Genomic DNA, 21,868 nt, shown 5'->3' with positions numbered 1-21,868 from the left:
ATAGATTGCGTGGCGTCCTTTTGCTACAGGTATAGCGCTGTAGATTGATTCCCTTACTTGCGCATAGCTTAAGCAAAGGCAGCAGGGTATATCTTTTGGGCTCTCTGCTTGATCTTATCTATTGTGTCGATATAGGCAATGGTTAGGATGAAAGAGATGGTGATATGCAGGGCATATGGCCAGATAGCTTCCGGGATCAGTTTTTCTAAGACCATATAGTTCAGGTACATGGGGAAGTAAAGCAGCGGCATAAACCCATAGGTATACTGCATGATTGACAGCTTTTTTTGTAAGTTCCTTCTTAGGTAAACGAACTCTTTTACTGCAAAATACAGAATGGCAGCCGTGAGAACTCCCAAGCTGACCAGTTTTACCATGGCCGGATCGAGTGAGGTGAGCGCCAATTGGAAACCGACGAAAAGTGCAAGCGAAAGCAGGAGGTAAGGCAGTTTAAAAAAGCCTAAGAAAGTCCGTAGCCACAGCAGCATATGCTCTTTTTGAATGGCGGCTACCCGCTTTTCGTACACATCCGTAAAGCCGAAAATGCCAAAACTCTTGTATACCTTCTGAATCGCCTCGTCGAGCGTCAGCTCAGGATTTTCTTCCCATTGTTTCTCGATGTCAGATGCAAGGTGGTCGACCAGCTCCGTTTGGATATCATAAGTATCTACAAACTTCTTCTGTAAGAAGGCATACAGTTTTTCGATGTCTGTGGCTGTCAGTTCCTTTTTCATGCTTTTGAGGGATTGGCTAAGTTCGTGTTCATGATCAACTGCATTTGCTCTATAAAGCCTTTCAGCTCGGCCAGCTTATCCGCTGTTTCTTTTTTACCTGCCTCTGTCAACTTATAGTATTTCCGCATCCGGTTGCCGATATGTACCATCTCCGCCTGCAGCAGCCCTTCGGCCTCGAGTTTGTGGAGCGAGGGGTATAGAGCGCCTTCGGTAATATTAAGTTCTCCGGCTGTCAGCTCCTTAACTTTCTGAGTTATTTCGTACCCATACATCCTGTCGTTCTCCTCCAACAGCTTTAGGATGATGGTCGAGAGACTGCCTTTATAAAGTGAACTGTTTTTCATACTGCAAATATATAAGAATGTTTTGCATAAGAAAGTTAGGTATTAATTTTTTTGATAAAAAATTATGGAGATGGTAATTCCTATAATGCCAAAATTCCTTGTTACTAAATCAAAAGACCTAGATCATTAAGCCGTTGCATCTTCAGCTTTTATTGACTGCACCGCCAACCAAATTATAACCGCAATTACCCAGCCCCAGTAAAGCAAAGGTATGCAACCTCAAAAACGAAGACCTACCAAAGAAGAGCTGGCGGCGGCTAATGGGAGAACCTTGCCTGATATCATTGCGCCCAACCTCAAAGTCCTTTTCTGCGGTATCAACCCGGGGCTTTACACGGCTGTGGTAGGGCATAACTTCGCCCGCCCGGGCAACCGCTTCTGGCCAACCCTGCATGCCGCCGGTTTTACGCCCCGGCTATACCTGCCCGAAGAAGAAAACAACCTGCTAGACCTTGGCTTCGGGATCACCAACATCGTGGATAGGGCAACAGCCAATGCCGCTGAGTTATCAGCCGTGGAGCTGGTAAAAGGCGGGATCAAACTGGTGGAGAAAGTGATCGCGTATCAGCCGCAGGTGCTGGCCTTGCTGGGTATATCTGCCTACCGTGTGGCCTTCGGGAAAGCAAATGCAGGTATAGGTATGCAGGAGCAGACCATCGGGAACACCAGGCTGTGGTTGCTGCCTAATCCCAGTGGTCTGAATGCGCATTTCCCGCCACAAAAGCTGGCACAGGTATACCAGGAGCTGAGGGTGTTTATCGATGGGATGACATAGAAAATCCTGTTCTGATTACTTAGCAAAACAGGTAGTATTTCAGTCGCGCGGTACTGCGCAAAATGCCCCGCTAAAGCCCCAACTTATACGCCAACCGGTAGTATATAGTATATCATTGATCAGCAGTATTTTAAGGGTAGTTTGAATGGCAGCAAAAAGTAAATCTATAGAAAAGAAGGCCCGGCAGCTGGGCTTTCCTATACCTAAGGGTACACTGCTGGCCATAGGCGGCAAAGAAAGCAAGAGCGAAGAAGAGCGTCCAGAATCGCAGGACGAAAACTCCAGTTTTATAAGTGAGCAAATACTGAAGCGATTTGTAAAAGAACTGCAGGGAAAAGATCCGTTAGTGTTAGTGGTGCCAGCTGCCTCCAGTGAACCTGAACCGATTGCAAAGGAGTATGTAAAGTTATTTAGAGAATTGGGAGTTAATACTGTCAAGGTAGTGGATGTCAGGACCCGCGACGAAGCCAAAGACCCCGAGAAAATAAAACAAATTGACAAAGCGGCCGGCATCATGCTAACCGGGGGCGACCAGCTCCGGCTGACTTCCATCCTCGGCGGCAGCCCCTTTATGGAACGCATCAAGGAGCGGTACATGAATGAAAAGCTCGTGGTGGCCGGTTCCAGTGCAGGCGCTTCGGCTATGTCGACCAACATGATCTACAAAGGCGAGGCGCAGGGCGGTATGCTGAAAGATCAAATGAGTGCTACCGCCGGACTCGACCTGCTCAAGAATGTCGCGATCGATACGCATTTTATAGACCGCGGCCGCATTATACGCATGGCACAGGCGGTGGCCCAGAACCCGGGTTGTATCGGTATTGGTTTGGAAGAAGACACGGCCATACTTGTAAAAAAGGGTATGGAGATAGAGGTGGTAGGCAGCGGACTGGTTACCATTCTGGATGGCATGGACATTAGCAGCACCAATATTTACGAAATTGAATCAGGTGATCCCTTTACAATCTACGACCTGAAGATGCACCTGCTGGGCAATGGTAAAACCTATACGATTCCTGCTTTCAATGAAGATATAAACGATAGAGCATAATAAGCAGCATGGTGCATGAATCTACAAAATTTTGAAAAGGCGCATGAACGGGAGTTCGTTACCATACGGCACTGCCCCGAAACGAAAATGATTTGGAACGAGTGGCGGGGCAACATCCCGAGCGGACCACTTCGGGAAGCCATGCACTTTGCCTGCCAGTTTATAGTTGAAAAGGAGATAGAGCTTATACTTGCAGACTATACCCGCATGTTGCCACCCTCCCTGCAGGACCAGACCTGGATTGCCACACACGCTGCCCAAATACTGCATCACAGCAAGCTAAAGCGCGTCGCCAACATCATGGGCTCCGATATTTTTCAGCAGATCTCGATCGAGACCATCTACGAAATAGCCTCCAAATACCCTTTGCCCTGCGAGTCCCGCGATTTTATCTTTAAAGAAGATGCGCTGGAGTGGCTTTTTAGTACTGATGAAGATCAAGCCGCTTAAACATCCTGATCTTCTTCCGGTTGCCTTTGTCGCAGTACCTTGTTATCAACGGAGTAGCGGCCCGGGCCTTTCACCATGAAGAAGAGGAGCAGGGCTGTGACAGTCAGGGACAAAATTAACTCGGTGTTACCCAGACTAATGCCACCGCGTTGTGGGTTCACGATCAGCAGCGCACCGACCAGGATTGGGATCTGACAGAGCAGAGCCAATCGCGTGAGCATCCCAAAAGCGATCATCAAACCGCCTACTATGTGTACCATGCTAGTGAGGAAATGGGCCTTACCGGCAGAGAGAACATCCTGGCTGGAACTGAAGATGTAGAACACATCCGTGGTATGCTCCAGGAAGAGCAGGCCTTTGACAAACAGGAACAGTCCTAGCAGAATTCTCAGGGCATCCATCCAGACTGGGTTGTTGGCGCTGTTGACGCGAGGGGTGTGGTGGAGTTCATGTGCGAGTGCCATGGCAGAGGGGTTTAAGTGAAAAGAGCGCTATATCTATATTTACGTTCACGGCTGCTATCCCGTTTATTTGCCATGCTTTTAAAGTCGTTTGACCAGAAAATTCAGTTTTTTGGCGGAACAACTTTCACAATTGTAGCTACAAACGTAGCTTTGCAGACCGAATGAACATTCAATTGGGATTAATAGGGGATTTGAATGGAGCCGATTGCAGACAAGAAGAAAGCCATATTCATAAGTACGATGGAGCTGGTTCGCGACAAGGGCTTTCATGGTACGCCGATGAGTATGGTCGCCAAGCACGCCGGTGTGGCTGCGGGTACCATTTACCATTACTTCGAGAGCAAAGAGCAGCTCATCACCGAACTGTTTGACTACGCACAGCAGCAGGTTATTGCAGTGGTGGAGCAGGAAACCTGTGCCGCTATACCTTTCAAAGACTGCTTTTTCAACCTCTGGGGTGGACTCTATACCTTTTACCAAAACAATCAGAACCTGCTCAGGTTCTTCGAGCAGTTTGTCAACTCTCCTTACAGCGCTGCCAGGCCACCGCTTGAAGAAGACAAGTTCTATACCTTGCTTTTCGCCTTTTTTGAGCGGGGCATACAGGAAGGATTGCTAAAAGAAGTGAGTCCTAAGATACTGGCTACGCTCACCCACAGCAGTGTACTCTCTATGGCCAAGCTGACAGGCAGCGGCCGACTCCATCTGGACAGAAAAGAGCTCGAACAGATACTGCAGCTTATTTGGGACGGCATCGCCTTTGACCGTTAGCCGCCAACTTTAGCAAATAAAATTACCATTACACTGATGTTTAAACAATAACAATAAGCGCCTGAATGAAATAAGAAAGAAAAAACTAAAGTGGGTACGGTACCATCAGTTACTGCACCTGCACGTTTAATACTCAATCAAAATGCTGAACACCAAAATTATACATGAAATTAACTACCTATTTTAAACAACTGCTGATTGCCTGCCTGCTGGTTCCGGGCGCCCTGATGGCGCAGGACAAGACAGGTATAGCCGCGACGGACAGCCTGACCCTGGAGCAATGCGTAGGCTATGCGCTGGAAAACCGGGCGGCGATGGAGCAGGCACTGATCGATGAGCAGATCGGTGAGCGGGAGATCAGAGCCAGTCTTTCGGGCTGGTTTCCGCAGATCAATGCCAACTTCGGGAGCACTTACAACATCAAAAGACCCCAGCAGCCAATCGGAGGGGAGATCATCACCTTCGGACAGAAATACAACTCCAACCTGGCGCTGCAGGCCACACAGAACATTTTTGACAACAACCTGCTGCTCGCCTCCAGGGCATCCCGCTCCAGAAAACTGTTGCTGGATCAGCAGGTAACCGATACCCGCATCAATACAGTGGTAGAAGTGAGCAAGGCGTTCTACAATGTGCTGCTCACGCAGGAACAGTTGCGCATTCTGGATCAGAACATTTCGCGCCAGGAAAAGCAGTTCAACGACGCCCGCAGCCGCTACGAGGTTGGTCTGGTTGATAAAACGGACTACCAGCGTGCCGCCATCACACTGGCCAACATCCGGTCAGACCGCAAGCGGGTGCAGGAGAATATCAAAGCCAGCGTAGCCTATCTGAAACAGCTGATGGGCTATCCGGTGGAGCAGGAGCTGAACCTGACCTACCAGTATGCCCGCATGGAGCAGGAAGTACAGGTAGATACTACCGAACTGATCGCCTTCGACAAAAGGGTGGAACTGCAGCAGTTGCAGACGCAGCGCGAACTTCTGAAGCTGAACACGGCTTTTAATCGTTGGAGCTTCCTGCCAACTGTTTCTGCTTTCGCCAATTACAACCTCCTGTACTTCAACAACGAGTTCGCCAACCTCTACGACCAGCATTTCCCTAATTCGTCGGTTGGTCTGCAGGTAGCGCTACCTATTTTCCAGGGTACCAGAAGGCTGCAGAACCTCAAGATTGCACAGCTGCAGGAAGACCGCCTGGATGTGCAAATCGAAGACGCTCGCCGGGCCATCAACACCGAATACCAGACGGCTCTTGCCAATTACAAGGGCGATTACACAGAGTGGCGCACCGTACAGTCGAACCTGGAAATGGCCGAAGAGGTGTACGAGATCATCAAGCTGCAGTACGACGAGGGCGTGAAAGCCTACGTGGACTTGATTGTGGCCGAGACAGAACTGCGCACCACGCAACTCAACTACTACAATGCCCTTTACGGCGTGCTCTCCAGCAAACTAGACCTGCAGCGAGCCCTTGGAAACATAGACATCAACCGATAAAATCAGAGAAACAGAATAATGAAAAATAAATACACCTGGCTGTTCGCAGCCATCATCAGCCCGACTATGCTTGTGTCTTGCGGCGGTGACGATGCCGGACAGCAGCAGATGAACCCTGCAGCCATGGCCGTTCCGGTGAACACGATTCAGGTAAAGCAGCAAAGCGTAACCGGCCGCGATACATACCCGGCCAGGGTGGTGCCGCTGCAGGAAGTAGAGCTGCGTCCGCAAGTATCAGGGTATATCACCAATATTTTTGTGCAGGACGGACAGCGTGTCAAAAAGGGGCAGAAACTTTACGAGATAGACCAGAACAAATACCAGGCAGGTATACAGCAGGCGCAGGCCAGTCTGCAGAGCGCCAAAGCCAACCTGGCCCGCGCCGAGAAGGACCTGGAGCGTTACGAGCGACTGGCCGAACGTGACGCCATTGCCAGGCAGCAGGTAGACTACGCCCGCACCGAAGTGCAGACCGCCCGTGCACAGGTGTCAGCGGCGCAGGCCCAGGTGAGCAGCGCAGGCACGGATCTGAGTTATTCGACCATCACAGCGCCATTCAGCGGTGTGATCGGCATTTCGCAGGTCAGGGTAGGAGCGCAGGTATCGCCGGGCCAGCCTTTGCTGAACACGGTGTCGTCATCTGACCCGATCGCAGTTGACTTTGTGATCAACGAAGCCGAGCTTGGTCGTTTTAGCAACCTGCGTCAAGGCAACCAACCGGATTCACTTTTCACGATTCGCTTTAATAACGGTGAGCAGTACGAGCACAATGGCAAACTGGTCGCCATCGACAGAGCCATTGGCCGCCAGTCAGGTACTACCACCGTGCGTGTGCAGTTCCCGAACCCCGACGAAAGACTGATACCAGGGATGACTGTGAGCCTGGACGTGCTTAACCAGGACCTGGGCGACCAGATTGTGATCCCTTTTAAGGCCGTGACAGAGCAGTTGGGTGAGTACTATGTGTATGTGGTGCAGGGCGACTCCGTGGTGCAGCAGAACGTGCAGCTGGGAACACGCGTGAACGGCAACATTGTCGTGCGAGAAGGCCTGCAGCAAGGGCAGCAGATTGTGACCGAAGGTATACAGCGTTTGCGCCAGGGAGCCAAAGTACAGCTCGAAGGTCCTGAGCAGGGCCAGCCACAGGCGGGTGCCGCCAGATAAACAGAGATAGGTCTTTCAGAAGATTAACAAGCAAGATGATTTCAGAAGTATTTATAAGAAGGCCCGTCACCGCCATGGTGATCTCGATTGTGATCGTGCTGGTGGGATTGCTGGCCATGATGAATTTGCCTGTCACGCAGTACCCGGATATTTCGCCGCCTACCGTATCGGTATCGGCTAACTATACCGGCTCTGACGCCCTGACGGTAGAGCAGTCGGTGGCCACGCCGGTGGAGACACAGATCAACGGTACACCAGGTATGGCTTACATCACCTCTACCAACACGAGTACCGGCCAGATGAACATGTCGGTTACCTTTGAGGTGGGCACCGACATCGACATTGCGACGCTCGACGTGCAAAACCGGGCCAGCATTGCGCAGCCGACCTTGCCAGAAGAAGTAAGACGACTGGGCGTGACGGTGCGTAAGCGTAACCCGAGTATTATGATGGTAATCGGTATCTACTCGCCGAACCGCACCCACGATATCCAGTTCCTCGACAACTACACTAACATTTACATCAAGGATGCCCTGATGCGTGTGAGTGGAGTGGGCGATATCACCTCCATCGGGCAGGATTTCAGTATGCGTCTTTGGCTGCAGCCGGACAAGCTGGCGCAGTATAACATTGGGGCCAACGAGATCACAGCGGCTATACAGGAGCAAAACCTGCAGGTGGCTGCCGGTACGGTAGGCGGTGCACCGCAGTACAATACCCAGGCATTCCAGTACCCGATCACGGTAACTGGCCGACTGCAGACGCAGGAGGAGTTTGGTGACATCATCGTGCGCACCAACCAGACGGACGGTTCGGTGGTATACCTGCGCGACGTGGCCCGCATCGAGTTTGGCCGCTTTGACTATGGCCGCCAGTCCAAGATCAACGGTAACCCGGCTACGATGATGCTCCTGTACCAGGCACCGGGCAGTAACGCCCTCGAGACCGCCGAAGGCATCTACGCTGCGCTGGACGAGTTGAAGGCCTCTTTCCCGGCTGACGTAGATTATATCGTTTCGTTCGAAACGGTATCAGTAGTGCAGGTGTCGATCAACGAGGTGGTGAAAACGCTGGTAGAGGCCCTGATCCTCGTGATCCTGGTGGTCTTCCTGTTCCTGCAGAGCTGGCGCGCGACCCTGGTGCCGATCCTGGCTATACCTGTGTCCATTATCGGTACTTTCGTGTTCTTCATCCCGCTGGGCTTTACCATCAACACGCTCACACTCTTCGGTTTCGTGCTCTCGATTGGTATTGTGGTGGATGACGCCATCGTGGTGGTGGAAGCCGTGCAGCATTATATCGACCATGAAAAGCTCTCTGCCAAAGAAGCCACCCGCAAGGCCATGAAAGATATCACGGCGCCGGTTATTGCCATTGGTCTGATCCTGGCGGCGGTATTTATACCTGTGGGCTTTATACCTGGTATCGTAGGTAGATTGTACCAGCAGTTCGCGATCACGATTGCGATCTCTGTGTTGATCTCCGCCTTTGTGGCTCTTACCCTCACGCCGGCACTTTGCTCGCTGATGCTCAAGCCGATGAATGTGAACAAGGACTCACGCGGCATCAACAAATTCTTCTACAACTTCAACAATTGGTTTGCCCGCACCACCGAGCGTTATTCGGTAGGCGTCCGCAAGAGCATCAAAGCGACACCGCTGGTGCTGATCATCCTGATCTGTATCTATGTGGGTACTTTCGGACTGTTTGCCACCAAACCAACCGGCTTTATACCTACAGAAGATGAGGGTCGTATGTTCGTGTCGGTGGAGCTGCCGGAAGGCGCCTCCATGAGCCGGACTTCAGAGATACTCGAGGAGATTGGTAATCAGCTGGGTTCTGTGGAAGCGATTCGAAACTATACCTCCATTGCTGGTCTGAATGCGATTAACTTCTCTTTCAAGTCAAACAGCGGTACCTTCTTTGTGCAGCTGGAGCCATGGGACCAGCGGAAGGACGAGGCTTCGCACCTGAATGGGGTGATGGCTGAAGTGCAGCAGAAGATTGCAGGTATAAAAGAAGCCAGCGTACGCCTTGTAGCGCCTCCGGCTATACCTGGTTTGGGGCAGTCAGGCGGTTTCACCTTCGTGCTGCAGCAGCGCCGGGCCGGTGATGTGCGTGAGCTCGAACAGGTGATGGGACAGTTCCTGGCAGCTGCCAATGCACGTCCTGAGATTGGAATGGCCTACAGCTTCTTCACAGCAAAAACACCGGGTTACCATATAGACGTGGACCGCGAAAAAGCGAAGCGACTCGGTGTGAACATCGCTGATATTTACTCGACCATGTCAACGTACATGGGTAGCCGCTACGTGAACGACTTTACGCGCTACGGCCGTAACTTCAGGGTAGTGGCGCAGGCCGACACCTCTTACCGCATGGACATCGAAAGCCTGAAGCAGTACTACGTGATGAATAGACAAGGCCAGTCCGTGCCGCTGAGCGCACTGGTGACCTCGCGGGTAGTAGAAAACGCGGCAGTAATTTCGCACTACAATCTTTTCCGCTCTGTCGATATCAATGGTAGTGCCGCACCGGGCTACAGTAGTGGTCAGGCGCTGGATGCACTGGAGGAAGTAGCCGCCGAGGTACTCCCTGCCGGTTATGGCTACGAGTTTACAGGCCTGAGCCGCGAAGAGCGTGCAGCGGGTGCGAGCACCATCTACATCTTCTCGCTTTCGATCCTGCTGGTGCTTCTGTTGCTGGCAGCGTTATACGAAAGCTGGTCCGTGCCGTTCTCCATCCTGTTTGCTATTCCGCTTGGTATGTTTGGGGCCATATTGGCGCTCACCTTACTGCCTAAACTGGACAACAACGTATACGCCCAGATCGGTATGATCACATTGATTGGTTTGGCAGCTAAAAATGCCATCCTGATCGTGGAGTTTGCCAAGGAACGTGTAGATCGGGGTATGGATCTGATTGAAGCTACGATTGAAGCGGTTCAGCTCCGTCTGCGTCCAATCATCATGACCTCACTTGCCTTCATTTTGGGTGTAGTACCCTTGGCGCTTGCCGCCGGTGCAGGTGCCGTGTCGCGCCAGACTATTGGTTGGGTAGTTATCGGCGGTATGCTGGCCGCTACCTTCCTGGCCATCTTCGTGGTGCCGGTACTATACGTGGTGATCACCCGGATCGCCTACGGTAAAAAAGGTCTGGCCGAGCTTCGCGCTAAAGGCGGTGACCTGCCAGATAATGATGGCGGTGATCCTGCTTATGTGAATCCGTAAGTTTTTAGACAAAGGACAAAAGATTTTTGATCCTGATAAATGAAAAGCCCCGGCCATTTGGTCGGGGCTTTTTGCTTTTGCCTGAAGCTATACCCATATCTGTTGGCAACAACCTTTTATTCCATTCTATCAAATTTCTCTTTTTCTTCTCTATAAATTCTATAAGTCCAAATTGATAACAGTATCAGTAAAACGCCAAGAAGCATTCCGCTAAACCCTGTTATCGTTCCCTGCTGAATATTCCCAAGTCTACCAGCAGTCAACCCTATAGAAACCTGATTAGTGAATTTCAAATAGGCACCGATTGAGAATATTGTAAAACCAGTAATTAGTGTAATCCAGAATAAAGCTTTATAGATTTTCATTTTACTTCATTCATTGATGTCGAAATAAGAATAAAGCTCTACAATGATCTTGTATTGCTGCCGTCTATACCTATACCTGATACAAGTATAGCGCTACTCTTTTACCTTCTCCATCAACCGCTCTATCCAGAAGATCAGAAACAGGGCAACCAGGTTGACGCCAATGAATTTCTGGCCCAGGTCGGTGCCGACGCTAAAGTGGAAAGAGGAGAGGGCCAACCTGAATTTAAAGATCCAGCCTGCTACCATGTCCACACCAACGCCAATACGAAGTCCCGCTACATACTGGAAGGCATAGGTGCCAAAGGAAAAATACACGACTTGCAGTACTTGGTTAATAATGGAGAGCACCAATCCGCGTCGGAGATTGCGGAAAAGCATACGGCCGCAAAGGATGGAAAAGATGTAAAGTCCGCTGGCAAAAAGGCCGATGCGCATGGCCATTTGGTCTACCACCATCTCGCCGCTGAATAGCACCCAAACAGTGAGTGCTATACCTAAAATACCACCGATGATCTGGTAAAGCGCAATGGCTTTTATCTGGTTTCTGATCTGCTTATTCAAATTGATATGTTGCTTATTCAAGCTGTGCGTTATAGCCTGCAAGTTAACAAAATTACAGCTGTTTACTCCCTCAGACAGTGATGGTATTCTTTGCTTTTACCATCATGTTCGGTTTCAGGAAATTGTCTATATCGGATGGTACTCAAGATCCACTTGTGAAAAAATGTTGTACATCTTAATCACCAGATTTTTAGCAACAAGGCAGTAAAGCAGATGCTGTTTACTACATAGTACTCGAGCAATCCTTTTTCTTATTCCTGATAGGGCATCTAGCTCTGTATGAGTAGTTACGGGAGGTTTTGAGAAGTTTTCCTTTTTAATGATTAAGCTAAAGTTCTATAAATTTTTGAACTACTTGGCAGGTATAGCATACACCAGTTGGCACATAGCAAAAAGAGGGTTTAAATATTTTAAAGGCACTTTTTCTGAAACTGACTTGTTGATAGGTTTTGCTGCTGAGTTTCTTCAGTCCTGAAACCAGCCGAAGTGCTTAAAATTTTAATGTGTTTTTTTAAGGTTTTGCCTTAGAAAACTTACCAAGCGAAAATCTATGCATCAAGCCTTTGCCCATCCATATTCAGCAGCTTACCGACCCCTTCATGGGTCTGAACAACCTCCACTCTCAAAGGGAATTTATTAGCGGATTTCCTTTCAGCTCAGCTGAACTTCAGTTATTACCTATTTAGCAACTAGTACGAATGCCCTACTGCTTAACTCACTTCTCCTAACCGAGCGCTGAGTTAAAGCACAAGTTTAAAACCTATGAATAATATGCCATTTGAAAACCTGCCAGGCAGCACAAGCCCGGAGTCTGGTGCTGTGCTTTCTCCATCAACAGAAAGCGCAAGTGTGCACGCTATACCCTTCCTCCATATTTTTCAATCCCAGAGTGGCTCCAGCCTGCTGCTCTCTCCGCAGTTTGTGGTAGAGGCCGCTACTGACGCGCTCTTAAAAGAGATTTTCATGTCACGGGAGGACATTGTAGGCAAGTATTTGTTCGATGCTTTTCCTGACAATCCCGGCTCCCCTCATGCGTTTGCCTCTATTAACCTGAGAGCTTCTTTGGAGCAGGTACTGGCGACGGGCAAACCCCACCGGATGGATTTGCAGCAGTATGATATTAGTGACCCACAGCAGCCTGGCCAGTTTTTGGAGCGTTACTGGAGCGTAATCAACATTCCCATTTTCGATGAACTAGGTAAAGTTGCTTACATACTTCATGAAACCACCAACGTATCAGATCATATCGTTACGGAGCGTAAGTTAGCAGAGAGCCTTGTGAGGGAAGAACGGGCCACTGCACTTGGTGACCAACAGCGATTTCGTTTGGAGCGTTTGTTTGAGCAGGCACCTGCTGCCTTGGCTATACTGGAAGGCCCTGATTTTGTATACAAAGAGATAAATGACAGTTACCAAAAGCTGTTTCCGGGGCGTAAACTGGTAGGGCTGCCACTATTCGAAGCACTTCCAGAGCTAGATGGCCAACCAATTGCGGAAATCATACGGAATGTTTATCAGACAGGTGTCACTTTTGAAGGGAAAGAGGTCTTGGTTCCGGTAGCGCGCTATGAAGATCAACCGATCGAAAATATCTATTGGAATTTTATTTATCAGGCTATTTACAATACGAAAGGTGAAGTAGATGGCATTCTGATTTTTGCGCTGGATGTTACCGAGTTTATTCAGACAAAGCAGGAGTTAGAGCATAAATCTGAATCGCTGCTGGAGTTGAACCGCGAGCTGGAAGGCCGTGTGAAGACGCGGACCCGCGAGCTACAGCGGGCTGAAGCAGAAGCTGAAAGGCAGCGTAAGCGGCTGGGAAATCTATTCATGCAGGCGCCTGCAGCCATTTGTATTGTCGAAGGACCAGAACTGGTGTATACCTTAGTCAACCCGGTTTATGAAGGGCTCTTTCCGGAACGGAAACTGCTGGGTAAACCCATACTGGAAGCATTGCCTGAGATAGAGCATAATCTTGTTTATAAGAGTTTCAGAGAAGTGTATGAACAAGGCATTACCCACGAGGAGTCTGAACTGCTTATACCTTTTGTGCGGCCTGCGGATGGCGTAATTGAAGACAGGTACTTTCGGTTTATACTACAGGCCAAGATTAATGACCAGAAACAGGTAGATGGTGTGGTCGTATTCGCGCTTGAAGTAACAGAACAAGTGAAGTCCAGGATAGCTGTGGAGGCAAGTGAGCAGCAGTTAAAGCTCATCACCGATTCGCTTCCGGTTCTGATTGGTTACCTGGACCGGGAAGAGCGGTATCGCTTCACAAATAAAGCCTATGAAAAATGGTTTCCGGTGGTCTCGCAGGAGTTGCTGGGGAAAACTGTTCGGGAGGTAATAGGGGAGCCATCTTATCACAATGTGAAAGCCAACATACAGAGGGCCCTGGCCGGAGAAGTGTTGGACTTTGAAGCAACTATGCCCTACCGGGAAGACTTTGTGAAGCACATTCAAGTGAGCTATATACCTGATCGTAGGGGAGGCGTGGTACATGGTTTCTATACCTTGGTAACGGACGTAACAGAGCAGGTGAATGCTCGCAAAGCACTGGAAGAAAGTGAGCAAAAGGCTAAAACGATGGCTGAAAAACTAGCGGTAACGAACCATGAACTGAACCTGGCTAACTCAGAACTTGAAGACAATAACCGCGATTTAGAGGATCGGGTGATGAGTCGAACGGCTGCTTTGCAAAAAACGAATGAACTGCTGAAAGAGCACATAAAAGAACGGAAAAAGACGAGCGAATCCCTTTCCAAATCGCATGAGCAACTGCAGGCACTTACCCGTCACTTGCAGGTAATGCGGGAAGAGGAGCGCAAGTATATTTCACGTGAATTGCACGATGAACTTGGGCAGGCTTTTACAGCTCTCAAAATTGATGTAACATTGCTGCTTAAAACCCTCGCGAAAGGGCAGGTGGAGCATGAGTTGTTGCAAGAAGAGTTGCAGTCCATGATGAAAACCATCAATAGCTCGATTGCATCGGTACGAAAGATTGTAGCGACTCTTCGGCCCGCAGTGCTGGATAATTTTGGCTTGGTATCCGAACTAGAGTCGCAGGCACAGGACTTCCAGAAGCGTAGCGCCATCCAAATGGATGTACTCTCTTATGTGGACTATGTCGAACTGGAAAACGAAAAATCCATTGAGGTATTCCGGATCATGCAGGAATCTATGACGAACATCGTGCGGCACTCCGGAGCTTCCAAGGCTAGCATTCAAATATCGAAGACGGATAGCCACTTCTGTTTTACGATTGAAGATAATGGCAAAGGGCTGCAAGATGACAAACTATCTGGAACACGAACTTTCGGACTTCTGGGAATGCAGGAGAGAGCCGAAAGAATTGGCGCGAGTTTGTCCATAGAATCGAAACATAACAAGGGAACACGCTTGATTCTTGAAGTGCCTTTTAACTGAATAGAACTGTAAACCATTCATTTTAAACTTACCTGACAGGATGATTAATTTATTAATCGCGGACGATTATGTGCTGATTCGGGAAGGACTAAAAAAAGTTCTTAGAAACGAGCCCGATATCACAGTGGTAGCGGAAGCCACCAATGGGGCAGAAGTATTGAAAAAGCTTAAAAAGAGCGAAGCAAACTTTGTCGTGCTTGACATCAACATGCCCGTAAAAAGCGGCCTGGATGTGTTATTCGACTTGAAGCGCATGTTTCCTCAATTGCCAGTGCTCATTCTGAGTATGTACCCCGAAAAAACCTATGCCCTGCGGTCTCTGAAAGCAGGTGCCTCCGGATACTTATGTAAAGAGAGTGCTGCAGAAGAACTGGTCATGGCAATAAAGAAGGTATGGAACGGCGGCAAGTATATCACAGCCTCCCTTGCAGAACTATTGGCAGATACGCTGGTAGGCGACAATAAACTGCTGGTTTCTCATGAAACACTTTCAGACAGAGAGTTTCAGATCATGTGCAAGATTGCAGAAGGAGAATCATTGAAATCTATTTCAGAGAACCTGAGTCTGACGCTGAGTACGGTAAATACGTACCGAAATCGGATAAACGAAAAAATGAAGTTCTCGTCCAATACGGACCTTATTCGCTACTGCATTCAGAACAAACTCATTTAGTCTACTCGAAAAAACTTTAGGCTGCCATTCATAAGTATTCGCAGCAGCTTGCCGGTACTTAAGCTTTGTCGTAAAAAATGCGACAAAGCAATCCCCATTTTCGTGACACGTCTTTAGCGGTTCAGCCCAACAATCCGGGTATAGGTTAGACTACCTTTGTATATAGTATAGCTTTTCACTTTATAAGCGCCAGTGACAGGTAGCCTGTTTGCCGCGTAAGTGTAGCCCGCAACCAATACTCCTTGTTCGTCTATTTGCGAGCTGTTCCCCCTGTTTCATTGTTAAGCTATATACTACAATTGTATTCAACTAGTGCTTTTCGGAACAAAACATTATCGAAAATCTAAATCAAATACCTACTGGTCTGCCCATCAATCTGGAGAAGACTTTTGTAAATGAATTTGGGAAAACTTACAGTAAAGTTACCCTACACGCAGCACAGCGTGCTCTTGTGATGGAGTGGTATGGCTATACCACAAAACACCAGATAGAAGTAGTGGCTATATGGGTAGAGTCGCTCATACAGCAAATCCCTTTTGAAACCTTAATGAATGACTGCAGTGCTCTCATCTCTGTATGGGATGATTCCATTGATTGGTTCTCACAGGTATGGCTTCTGAGAATGAGGCGCCTGGGAGTGAGTGGCTTTATTCATATAGCGAAGCCCAACAGCTTCGGAGAAAGAATCGGGCGCTACCTGTGGATGAGGAAGCATCCTGAAATGGAGTTTCTTTTTTTTAGCACGAAACAGGAAGTTGCCGCGTGGTTGAAACTGCATGATAAGGAAGATAACATTTCAGTTGACTGACTGCAAGTACCAGGGTATACAGTACCTGAACAGACTCACAGTAGAAACTAGCCTTACTTACTAATTAACATGAATAAGATTCCCTGCATACTGCTCGTGGACGATGATGAAACCACGAACTATGTCAATACGCTGATCATAAAAAAGAGTGGAATTGTTGATGAGATAATGGTGGCACTCAATGGGCAGCAAGCCCATGCTATTATCCAGAATCATTTCAGCAAAGATAACCCCGAACGCAAGTCAGACATTCCACTGATTGTTCTGCTTGACATCAACATGCCCATCATGGATGGACTGGAGTTCATGGAGTTTTTTGATTCCCTAGAGGACAGAATAAAAGAAAAAGTAACTGTGATCGTGCTAACGACTTCCAGTCACCCAAACGATCTGGAGAAAATGTATGAGTACGGTGTGCAGGGCTTTATTAATAAACCACTGCAACGGGAGGAACTCGAAGAGTTGGCTAATTTGCAGTAAGAAGAAATCTAGTGCTCAACCAAGTGACTTAAAACCTGAGACAAGTCTGATCATCAGAAAACCAAAACAAATCTTACCACTTACGCAATAATTTCATCGCTATTGACTACATTCCCATTAAGAAGTTAAAATCACTATTCTGGGAATAATGGAAAAGGCATGGCAGCATTCATAAATAAGAACAGTAGCCAGATTAAAGTAGGGCTTTATGCTGCAGTGGTGGTATTCTTTGCTTATACCATGATCTTTGGTTTCAGGAAGTCGTTTACAGTCGCCACTTTCGACGGGATTGAGATTGCCGGTTACAGCTACAAAACGATCCTGGTCATCAGCCAAATGCTGGGTTACCTGCTGGCCAAATTCTACGGCATCAAGTACATTGCGGAACTCAGACGAACAGGCAGAGGCACCGTGATTCTGCTGCTGACAGGCATCGCCTGGCTCAGCTGGCTGTTTTTTGCCTTGGTGCCGGCTCCCTATAATATTGCGTTTCTCTTCATCAATGGCTTCCCGCTTGGCATGCTCTGGGGTGTTGTCTTCTCTTATGTCGAGGGCCGCAGAAGCACCGACTTTATTGGAGCAACATTAGCAGTGAGCTTTATATTCGCCTCTGGTTTTGTCAAGTCTGTTGGTGCCTGGCTGATGGTGCAGTTTGGCGTATCGGAATTTTGGGTGCCATTTTACACCGGTTTGGTGTTTGCCCTACCACTCTTGCTATTTGTTTTCCTGATGGAAAGGATTCCGCCACCCAGCGAAGAGGATGTGAGGATGAGAACCGAGCGGGCTCCTATGACAGAGAATGACCGGAAACGCTTTATCAAAGAATTTTTGGCCGGTATAGTTGTTTGTGTCATCATCTACTGCTTTGCGACGATCTTCCGGGATATACGCGATAACTTTGGCGCAGAAATGTGGATCGAGCTGGGGTATATTGATCAGCCTGCCATTTTCTCAAAAACAGAGACACCGATTACGCTGATCATTCTGGTTTTGATCGGCAGTATGGTGTTGATCAAAAACAACTACAGGGCTCTGCAAACGGCGCATGTTTTTATCTTGTTGGGGTTTGCGATCGCCGGTATTTCCACAGCGCTTTTCGCTGCACAATCACTGGACCCGGTTTGGTGGATGATGCTGGTCGGGCTGGGCTTATACATGGTGTATATCCCGTTCAACGCCGTCTTTTTCGACCGCCTGATCTCCGCCTTCAAGTATACCGGTAACGTAGGTTTTCTGATCTACCTGGCAGATTCATTTGGCTATGTAGGAAGTGTCGGCGTGTTGTTCAGCAAAGAGATCCTGCAGGTACAGCTGAACTGGGTGACATTCTTCTCCAACAGTGTGATCTGGCTATCTGCCATTGGGATTCTGCTAACCGCTTTTTCCATGGTCTATTTCGGGAGGAAGTATGAAAAAATGCGGATAAGAGAAGTGAGCGAGGCAAAGGCAGTTCAAGTATGATTTGCTGGTTATAAAGAAGCACCAGCGCTGTTACTTGTTCAAAAATCGGTAGAAGATTACGCCACCTACCGCGTAAAGTGCCGCGTCTACCCAATCGGAGGTATAGCGGGGCATAAACTTCGGAAAGAACACCTCGAAGGCCAGTGAAAAGTAAATTACTGTGAAAGCTACCTGGTACCAGGAGAGGCGCAGCTGGGGACCATAAAAGAAGCGCAATATGAAAAGAGTCACGGTGAGCACCAGCGGCAGGCAAAGCAGATCGTCCAGATAGTGCTGCACCCACCAGGCTCTCGGCAGTTCCAGCCAGCGCCATACCACATGTACCAGGTATACCGCTGCCAAAAGCCAGAACAGCGGGCTAAGGGTACTCCAGTTTATCCGGCCAGCAACGCGATCAGCCATAGGATAAAGGAGATAATGGAGACGAAGGCGATTTGCAGGCCAAGCCCAATTCTCTTAAAGAACCGGATATACCAGGGCTCGTTAGGGTCTATCTCGATCATTTTTATAGAAAAACGCTCATCTTCCTCCTGCCGGCGTTGCTCACGTGCTTCCTGGCGGGCAACAGCCACCGGGTCAAGCACACTGTGACAGTGCTCGCAGCGGTCAGTGGGGTTTTGGTTCCAGCGGGACCATTTACCGCAGTTAGGACATTTTCTGCTTGCGCTCATAGGTATTCAGGTATAGTCTTCCACATCAATTCAAACTGAAGTGGGTATCTCAGGGTTCAAAATTTATTTTGCTCAACTGAGCTATGCAAAGGTACTCTTTTTAGCTGCTTCTTTTGTTTCTGATAAGGCTGATATGCCCATTCGCTTCAACATGGGCTGCCCTACCATCCTTTGCATCCTCTATACCTGCTCTGCGAAAATACTCCATCAATTCTTCTTCTGTCAGAAACTCACGGCGCATATTTCGGCGCAGTAGTTGGCCATCCTTTGCCACGAGCAGTGGTGGGTAGGATATGCGCTTTTCTACAAGAGGTGGGTAATAGCTCAGGAAGTTGATGATGAGGAGAAGGAAGAGGCTATGCACCTTAGCCCGGTGGGGTAGTGGTGCAGGACAGGTACTGATAATTTCCTTTAGTGTTCTCTCCCTAGTTTGATCGTCCTGCCAGGTGTTACCGCGTCAGCGTATACGGCACAGGCATCAACCTAAACTCCCTTCACGCCATTATCGAAAGTAACGGCACACTGATTTTATAGATTCAGCGTACAAATCAAAAGTCTAACTTAAATAGCAAGCAGGATGAAAATAGGAATAACCGGAGCTACGGGGCACCTTGGGCGCCTAGTCGTAGCTAAAATGAAAGATAAAGCAGCCGCCGATGACCTGGTTGCGCTTGTACGCTCCCCTGATAAGGCAGCCGACCTGGGTATAGAAGCTCGTGAAGCTGATTATGACAAGCCCGACACACTTAATCGTGCCCTGGAGGGTATAGATACCCTGCTGCTCATATCAGGAAGTGAGGTGGGAAAGCGTGCCACACAACACCAGCGCGTCATTGAGGCGGCAAAGAAAAATGGCGTACAGCGTATCGTTTACACCAGCTTGCTGCATACCGACAACACATCCGTTAGTCTGGCAAAAGAGCACCTTGCTACAGAACAGGCCCTGAAGGCTTCCGGAATTCCGCATACCCTGCTGCGCAACGGCTGGTACACCGAAAACTATACGGGCTCCATTCCGGGTGCCCTGGCCGGCGGTGCTTTTATTGGCAGCGCAGGGGAGGGCAGGATTTCAGCGGCCACGCGCGAAGACTATGCCGAGGCGGCGGTTGCCGTCCTGACCAGCGAAGGACATGAAGGCAAGGTATATGAACTAGCCGGTGACGAAGCGTTCAACCTCAGCGAGTTTGCTGCGGAACTATCCCGCCAGGCAGGTCGGGAAATCCCTTACAAGAATTTGCCTGAGTCTGAGTATGCGGCTGCGCTTGCCAGCTTCGGTATACCTGAGGAAATGGCAAAGGCAATCGCCGGCTGGGATGTTTCTGTGTCGAAAGGCGATCTGTTCGATGATAGCCGGCAGCTTTCCAAACTGATCGGGCGGCCCACCACACCGCTTTCCGTTGCAGTGGGGGATGCCTTGAAAAATGCACCGAAAGCAGGATAGATTTGCTAAGGATTAGGCGCAATACGGGAATGCGAAGATAATTAAGTCGTTTAAGTAGAAAAGGTAGCATGATGCGGTATTAGCCGATCATCACCGAGGTCATGGTCAGGGAACCGCCCACTACTTTGTCGTTAAAGAAGGAAACGTCATCCTTGCTGCCTTTCAAGCCCAGGGTATAGAGCAAAGGCCAGTAGTGCTCGGGGGTAGGTATAGCGAGCATGGCTTCACGGCCCAACTGCTCGTACTTTATTAGCTTGTCGTGCTGCCCGTTGCGGATGAGGTCTTTAAAGGTGGTGTTCATCTGCACCGCCCAGTCAAAGCCATACTCTGCTTCGTTTAGTTTATCCCAGGCCACCATGCGCAGGTTGTGCACCATGTTACCACTGCCCATGATAAGGACGCCTTTTTTGCGAAGGGCAGCCAGCTCTTTGGACAACTCATAATGGTACTGCGGCCCTTTAGTATAGTCGATGCTGAGCTGCAGCACCGGTATGTTGGCCTCGGGGTACATGTGCCGGATAACGGTCCAGGCGCCGTGGTCGAGTCCCCAGTCGTGGTCCATTTCCACAGCGGTAGACTTGATGATGGAAGCCGTTTCCCTTGCCAGTTCTGGGCTGCCTGGTGCTTTGTACTGCACATCAAACAGCTCCTGCGGGAAGCCGCCGAAATCATGGATGGTCTTTGGGAAGTCCATGGCCGTGATGCGGGTGCCCTTGCTCAGCCAATGGGCCGATATCACCAGCACCGCTTTGGGTGTAGGTATATCTTTCGCCAGCTGCGCCCATTTCTGACTGAATTCGTTGTCCAGAATACCGTTCATGGGGGAGCCGTGGCCCATAAAGAGGACCGGCATCAGCTGCTCTTGCTCACCCAGGCTATCTGTGAATATATTGAAAGCTGATAATGTCGTCATACCTGCTACTCCTGTTAAAAGTGTTTTAATAAAGTGTTTCCGTTGCATGGCAGCCTGATCTATTTTAAAAGTGCTTCTAGGAAGAATTTATCCTGGAAGCACCCATTAAATTCTGCTTACTGTAATGAAAGAGTTCTGACATAAGTTGGTTTTAGTACCGTTCGCAAGAGCAGATAATCCAGCGAGTACTTGCCGCTGCCGGTCAGTAGTAAGGCGGTATAAGGCATCAGGTATAGGAGCCCCAGTTCCTGCCTGGCAAAGGGGTCTGCCCCATGTACCACAAACACGGCTACCAGCATGGTGATGATCAACGGGATGGTGGCCAACCTGGTGCCCAGCCCTATCAGAATCAGCAGGGAGCAAAGCACTTCGGAGGATACTGCCAGGGCAAGCGAAGTTGTTGCGCTAAGACCCAGGACGGCCGGAAACTGAACCGGACCGGCCGAGAAAAGCATTTCCAGCTTTGGCCAGCCGTGCACAAGCATCAGGGCTGCTACGCCTACACGGGTGATCAGAAGCGCCACGTCAATGTTGTTGGCGCTCTGGTACACGTTTAATAGCTTTTTCATGGCTGATTC

General features: G+C 49.1%; 23 protein-coding genes. 13 read left to right on the top strand and 10 right to left on the bottom strand.

From position 1 onward, the window contains the following. Positions 1-68 precede the first annotated feature (68 nt). A complete protein-coding gene (locus I0P70_RS18570) occupies positions 69-734 on the bottom strand; it encodes a hypothetical protein (protein WP_196120649.1) in 666 nt (221 codons plus the stop codon). Next, entirely contained in the window at positions 731-1,078 is a 348-nt protein-coding gene (locus I0P70_RS18565) for a PadR family transcriptional regulator (protein WP_007657775.1), read from the bottom strand. The genes I0P70_RS18570 and I0P70_RS18565 overlap by 4 nt, the downstream gene beginning before the upstream one ends. A gap of 211 nt (positions 1,079-1,289) precedes the next feature. On the opposite strand from I0P70_RS18565, the gene mug reads away from it, so the two are divergent. From mug to I0P70_RS18550, 3 genes are all read left to right on the top strand, one after another. Beyond that, positions 1,290-1,853, top strand: a complete 564-nt coding sequence (gene mug / locus I0P70_RS18560; RefSeq protein ID WP_196120648.1) for a G/U mismatch-specific DNA glycosylase — start codon at positions 1,290-1,292, stop codon at positions 1,851-1,853. Between the two features lie 145 nt (positions 1,854-1,998). After that, the gene (locus I0P70_RS18555; protein ID WP_196120647.1) at positions 1,999-2,904 is read left to right on the top strand and encodes a cyanophycinase; all 906 of its coding nucleotides are present in this window, start codon (positions 1,999-2,001) and stop codon (positions 2,902-2,904) included. A gap of 15 nt (positions 2,905-2,919) precedes the next feature. Then, positions 2,920-3,354 (top strand): hypothetical protein, encoded by a 435-nt coding sequence (locus I0P70_RS18550; protein ID WP_196120646.1) that lies wholly within the window; start codon positions 2,920-2,922, stop codon positions 3,352-3,354. On the opposite strand, the gene I0P70_RS18545 is transcribed toward I0P70_RS18550, so the two are convergent. Further along, on the bottom strand, positions 3,351-3,818 hold the full coding sequence (locus tag I0P70_RS18545) for a DoxX family protein (protein ID WP_196120645.1): 468 nt from the start codon (positions 3,816-3,818) through the stop codon (positions 3,351-3,353). The two genes, I0P70_RS18550 and I0P70_RS18545, sit on opposite strands and share 4 nt — an antisense overlap. Before the next feature lie 195 nt (positions 3,819-4,013). Between I0P70_RS18545 and I0P70_RS18540 the strand changes: the two genes are divergently transcribed. The 4 genes from I0P70_RS18540 (at position 4,014) to I0P70_RS18525 (ending at position 10,482) form a co-directional block, all read left to right on the top strand. Then, positions 4,014-4,589, top strand: coding sequence for a TetR/AcrR family transcriptional regulator (locus I0P70_RS18540; protein ID WP_196120644.1), 576 nt, complete (start codon positions 4,014-4,016; stop codon positions 4,587-4,589). A gap of 164 nt (positions 4,590-4,753) precedes the next feature. Further along, entirely contained in the window at positions 4,754-6,088 is a 1,335-nt protein-coding gene (locus tag I0P70_RS18535; RefSeq protein WP_196120643.1) for a TolC family protein, read from the top strand. Between the two features lie 18 nt (positions 6,089-6,106). Further along, the gene (locus I0P70_RS18530; RefSeq protein WP_196120642.1) at positions 6,107-7,252 is read left to right on the top strand and encodes an efflux RND transporter periplasmic adaptor subunit; all 1,146 of its coding nucleotides are present in this window, start codon (positions 6,107-6,109) and stop codon (positions 7,250-7,252) included. 35 nt (positions 7,253-7,287) lie between these two features. Then, on the top strand, positions 7,288-10,482 hold the full coding sequence (locus tag I0P70_RS18525) for an efflux RND transporter permease subunit (protein ID WP_196120641.1): 3,195 nt from the start codon (positions 7,288-7,290) through the stop codon (positions 10,480-10,482). A gap of 116 nt (positions 10,483-10,598) precedes the next feature. Here I0P70_RS18525 and I0P70_RS18520 read toward each other — a convergent pair whose 3' ends face one another. Next, positions 10,599-10,847, bottom strand: coding sequence for a hypothetical protein (locus tag I0P70_RS18520; RefSeq protein WP_196120640.1), 249 nt, complete (start codon positions 10,845-10,847; stop codon positions 10,599-10,601). A gap of 93 nt (positions 10,848-10,940) precedes the next feature. Further along, positions 10,941-11,432, bottom strand: a complete 492-nt coding sequence (locus I0P70_RS18515) for a hypothetical protein (protein WP_230392286.1) — start codon at positions 11,430-11,432, stop codon at positions 10,941-10,943. 741 nt (positions 11,433-12,173) lie between these two features. Here I0P70_RS18515 and I0P70_RS18510 point away from each other — a divergent pair. The 5 genes from I0P70_RS18510 (at position 12,174) to I0P70_RS18490 (ending at position 18,265) form a co-directional block, all read left to right on the top strand. Further along, positions 12,174-14,843, top strand: coding sequence for a PAS domain-containing protein (locus I0P70_RS18510; RefSeq protein WP_196120638.1), 2,670 nt, complete (start codon positions 12,174-12,176; stop codon positions 14,841-14,843). Between the two features lie 40 nt (positions 14,844-14,883). Then, positions 14,884-15,516: a response regulator transcription factor gene (locus tag I0P70_RS18505; protein ID WP_196120637.1), complete on the top strand. Its 633-nt coding sequence runs from the start codon at positions 14,884-14,886 to the stop codon at positions 15,514-15,516. A gap of 451 nt (positions 15,517-15,967) precedes the next feature. Beyond that, the gene (locus tag I0P70_RS18500) at positions 15,968-16,324 is read left to right on the top strand and encodes a hypothetical protein (protein ID WP_196120636.1); all 357 of its coding nucleotides are present in this window, start codon (positions 15,968-15,970) and stop codon (positions 16,322-16,324) included. Positions 16,325-16,393: 69 nt separating this feature from the next. Beyond that, on the top strand, positions 16,394-16,804 hold the full coding sequence (locus tag I0P70_RS18495) for a response regulator (RefSeq protein ID WP_196120635.1): 411 nt from the start codon (positions 16,394-16,396) through the stop codon (positions 16,802-16,804). Between the two features lie 159 nt (positions 16,805-16,963). Then, on the top strand, positions 16,964-18,265 hold the full coding sequence (locus tag I0P70_RS18490; protein WP_196120634.1) for a DUF5690 family protein: 1,302 nt from the start codon (positions 16,964-16,966) through the stop codon (positions 18,263-18,265). Positions 18,266-18,295: 30 nt separating this feature from the next. On the opposite strand, the gene I0P70_RS18485 is transcribed toward I0P70_RS18490, so the two are convergent. The 3 genes from I0P70_RS18485 to I0P70_RS21405 all read right to left on the bottom strand — a co-directional run bounded on the left by I0P70_RS18485 (position 18,296) and on the right by I0P70_RS21405 (position 19,300). Then, the gene (locus tag I0P70_RS18485; protein WP_196120633.1) at positions 18,296-18,667 is read right to left on the bottom strand and encodes a hypothetical protein; all 372 of its coding nucleotides are present in this window, start codon (positions 18,665-18,667) and stop codon (positions 18,296-18,298) included. Then, positions 18,640-18,936: a hypothetical protein gene (locus I0P70_RS18480; protein WP_196120632.1), complete on the bottom strand. Its 297-nt coding sequence runs from the start codon at positions 18,934-18,936 to the stop codon at positions 18,640-18,642. Before I0P70_RS18480 ends, I0P70_RS18485 begins: the two co-directional genes overlap by 28 nt. Positions 18,937-19,036: 100 nt before the next feature. Beyond that, positions 19,037-19,300: a YetF domain-containing protein gene (locus I0P70_RS21405; protein ID WP_196120631.1), complete on the bottom strand. Its 264-nt coding sequence runs from the start codon at positions 19,298-19,300 to the stop codon at positions 19,037-19,039. Between the two features lie 213 nt (positions 19,301-19,513). On the opposite strand from I0P70_RS21405, the gene I0P70_RS18470 reads away from it, so the two are divergent. Beyond that, positions 19,514-20,377, top strand: coding sequence for an SDR family oxidoreductase (locus I0P70_RS18470; protein WP_196120630.1), 864 nt, complete (start codon positions 19,514-19,516; stop codon positions 20,375-20,377). 79 nt (positions 20,378-20,456) lie between these two features. Here I0P70_RS18470 and ygiD read toward each other — a convergent pair whose 3' ends face one another. Then, entirely contained in the window at positions 20,457-21,290 is an 834-nt protein-coding gene (gene ygiD, locus I0P70_RS18465) for a 4,5-DOPA dioxygenase extradiol (protein ID WP_196120629.1), read from the bottom strand. A 116-nt stretch (positions 21,291-21,406) separates the two neighbouring features. Continuing rightward, entirely contained in the window at positions 21,407-21,859 is a 453-nt protein-coding gene (locus tag I0P70_RS18460) for a DoxX family protein (protein ID WP_196120628.1), read from the bottom strand. Between the last annotated feature and the right edge of the window lie 9 nt (positions 21,860-21,868).

It is taken from the genome of Pontibacter sp. FD36, from assembly GCF_015686655.1.
In the GTDB taxonomy this organism is placed as follows: Bacteria; Bacteroidota; Bacteroidia; order Cytophagales; family Hymenobacteraceae; genus Pontibacter.
The sequence above is the reverse complement of the archived record's forward strand: the minus strand, read 5'-3'. Positions and strand labels throughout refer to the sequence as shown.

What these genes read in the sequence shown, in the direction of transcription:
- I0P70_RS18570 (WP_196120649.1), bottom strand. Translation starts at nt 734, where the DNA reads ATGAAAAAGGAACTGACAGCCACAGACATCGAAAAACTGTATGCCTTC.
- I0P70_RS18565 (WP_007657775.1), bottom strand. Translation starts at nt 1,078, where the DNA reads ATGAAAAACAGTTCACTTTATAAAGGCAGTCTCTCGACCATCATCCTA.
- mug (WP_196120648.1), top strand. Translation starts at nt 1,290, where the DNA reads ATGCAACCTCAAAAACGAAGACCTACCAAAGAAGAGCTGGCGGCGGCT.
- I0P70_RS18555 (WP_196120647.1), top strand. Translation starts at nt 1,999, where the DNA reads ATGGCAGCAAAAAGTAAATCTATAGAAAAGAAGGCCCGGCAGCTGGGC.
- I0P70_RS18550 (WP_196120646.1), top strand. Translation starts at nt 2,920, where the DNA reads ATGAATCTACAAAATTTTGAAAAGGCGCATGAACGGGAGTTCGTTACC.
- I0P70_RS18545 (WP_196120645.1), bottom strand. Translation starts at nt 3,818, where the DNA reads ATGGCACTCGCACATGAACTCCACCACACCCCTCGCGTCAACAGCGCC.
- I0P70_RS18540 (WP_196120644.1), top strand. Translation starts at nt 4,014, where the DNA reads ATGGAGCCGATTGCAGACAAGAAGAAAGCCATATTCATAAGTACGATG.
- I0P70_RS18535 (WP_196120643.1), top strand. Translation starts at nt 4,754, where the DNA reads ATGAAATTAACTACCTATTTTAAACAACTGCTGATTGCCTGCCTGCTG.
- I0P70_RS18530 (WP_196120642.1), top strand. Translation starts at nt 6,107, where the DNA reads ATGAAAAATAAATACACCTGGCTGTTCGCAGCCATCATCAGCCCGACT.
- I0P70_RS18525 (WP_196120641.1), top strand. Translation starts at nt 7,288, where the DNA reads ATGATTTCAGAAGTATTTATAAGAAGGCCCGTCACCGCCATGGTGATC.
- I0P70_RS18520 (WP_196120640.1), bottom strand. Translation starts at nt 10,847, where the DNA reads ATGAAAATCTATAAAGCTTTATTCTGGATTACACTAATTACTGGTTTT.
- I0P70_RS18510 (WP_196120638.1), top strand. Translation starts at nt 12,174, where the DNA reads ATGAATAATATGCCATTTGAAAACCTGCCAGGCAGCACAAGCCCGGAG.
- I0P70_RS18505 (WP_196120637.1), top strand. Translation starts at nt 14,884, where the DNA reads ATGATTAATTTATTAATCGCGGACGATTATGTGCTGATTCGGGAAGGA.
- I0P70_RS18495 (WP_196120635.1), top strand. Translation starts at nt 16,394, where the DNA reads ATGAATAAGATTCCCTGCATACTGCTCGTGGACGATGATGAAACCACG.
- I0P70_RS18490 (WP_196120634.1), top strand. Translation starts at nt 16,964, where the DNA reads ATGGCAGCATTCATAAATAAGAACAGTAGCCAGATTAAAGTAGGGCTT.
- I0P70_RS18485 (WP_196120633.1), bottom strand. Translation starts at nt 18,667, where the DNA reads ATGGCTGATCGCGTTGCTGGCCGGATAAACTGGAGTACCCTTAGCCCG.
- I0P70_RS18480 (WP_196120632.1), bottom strand. Translation starts at nt 18,936, where the DNA reads ATGAGCGCAAGCAGAAAATGTCCTAACTGCGGTAAATGGTCCCGCTGG.
- I0P70_RS18470 (WP_196120630.1), top strand. Translation starts at nt 19,514, where the DNA reads ATGAAAATAGGAATAACCGGAGCTACGGGGCACCTTGGGCGCCTAGTC.
- ygiD (WP_196120629.1), bottom strand. Translation starts at nt 21,290, where the DNA reads ATGACGACATTATCAGCTTTCAATATATTCACAGATAGCCTGGGTGAG.
- I0P70_RS18460 (WP_196120628.1), bottom strand. Translation starts at nt 21,859, where the DNA reads ATGAAAAAGCTATTAAACGTGTACCAGAGCGCCAACAACATTGACGTG.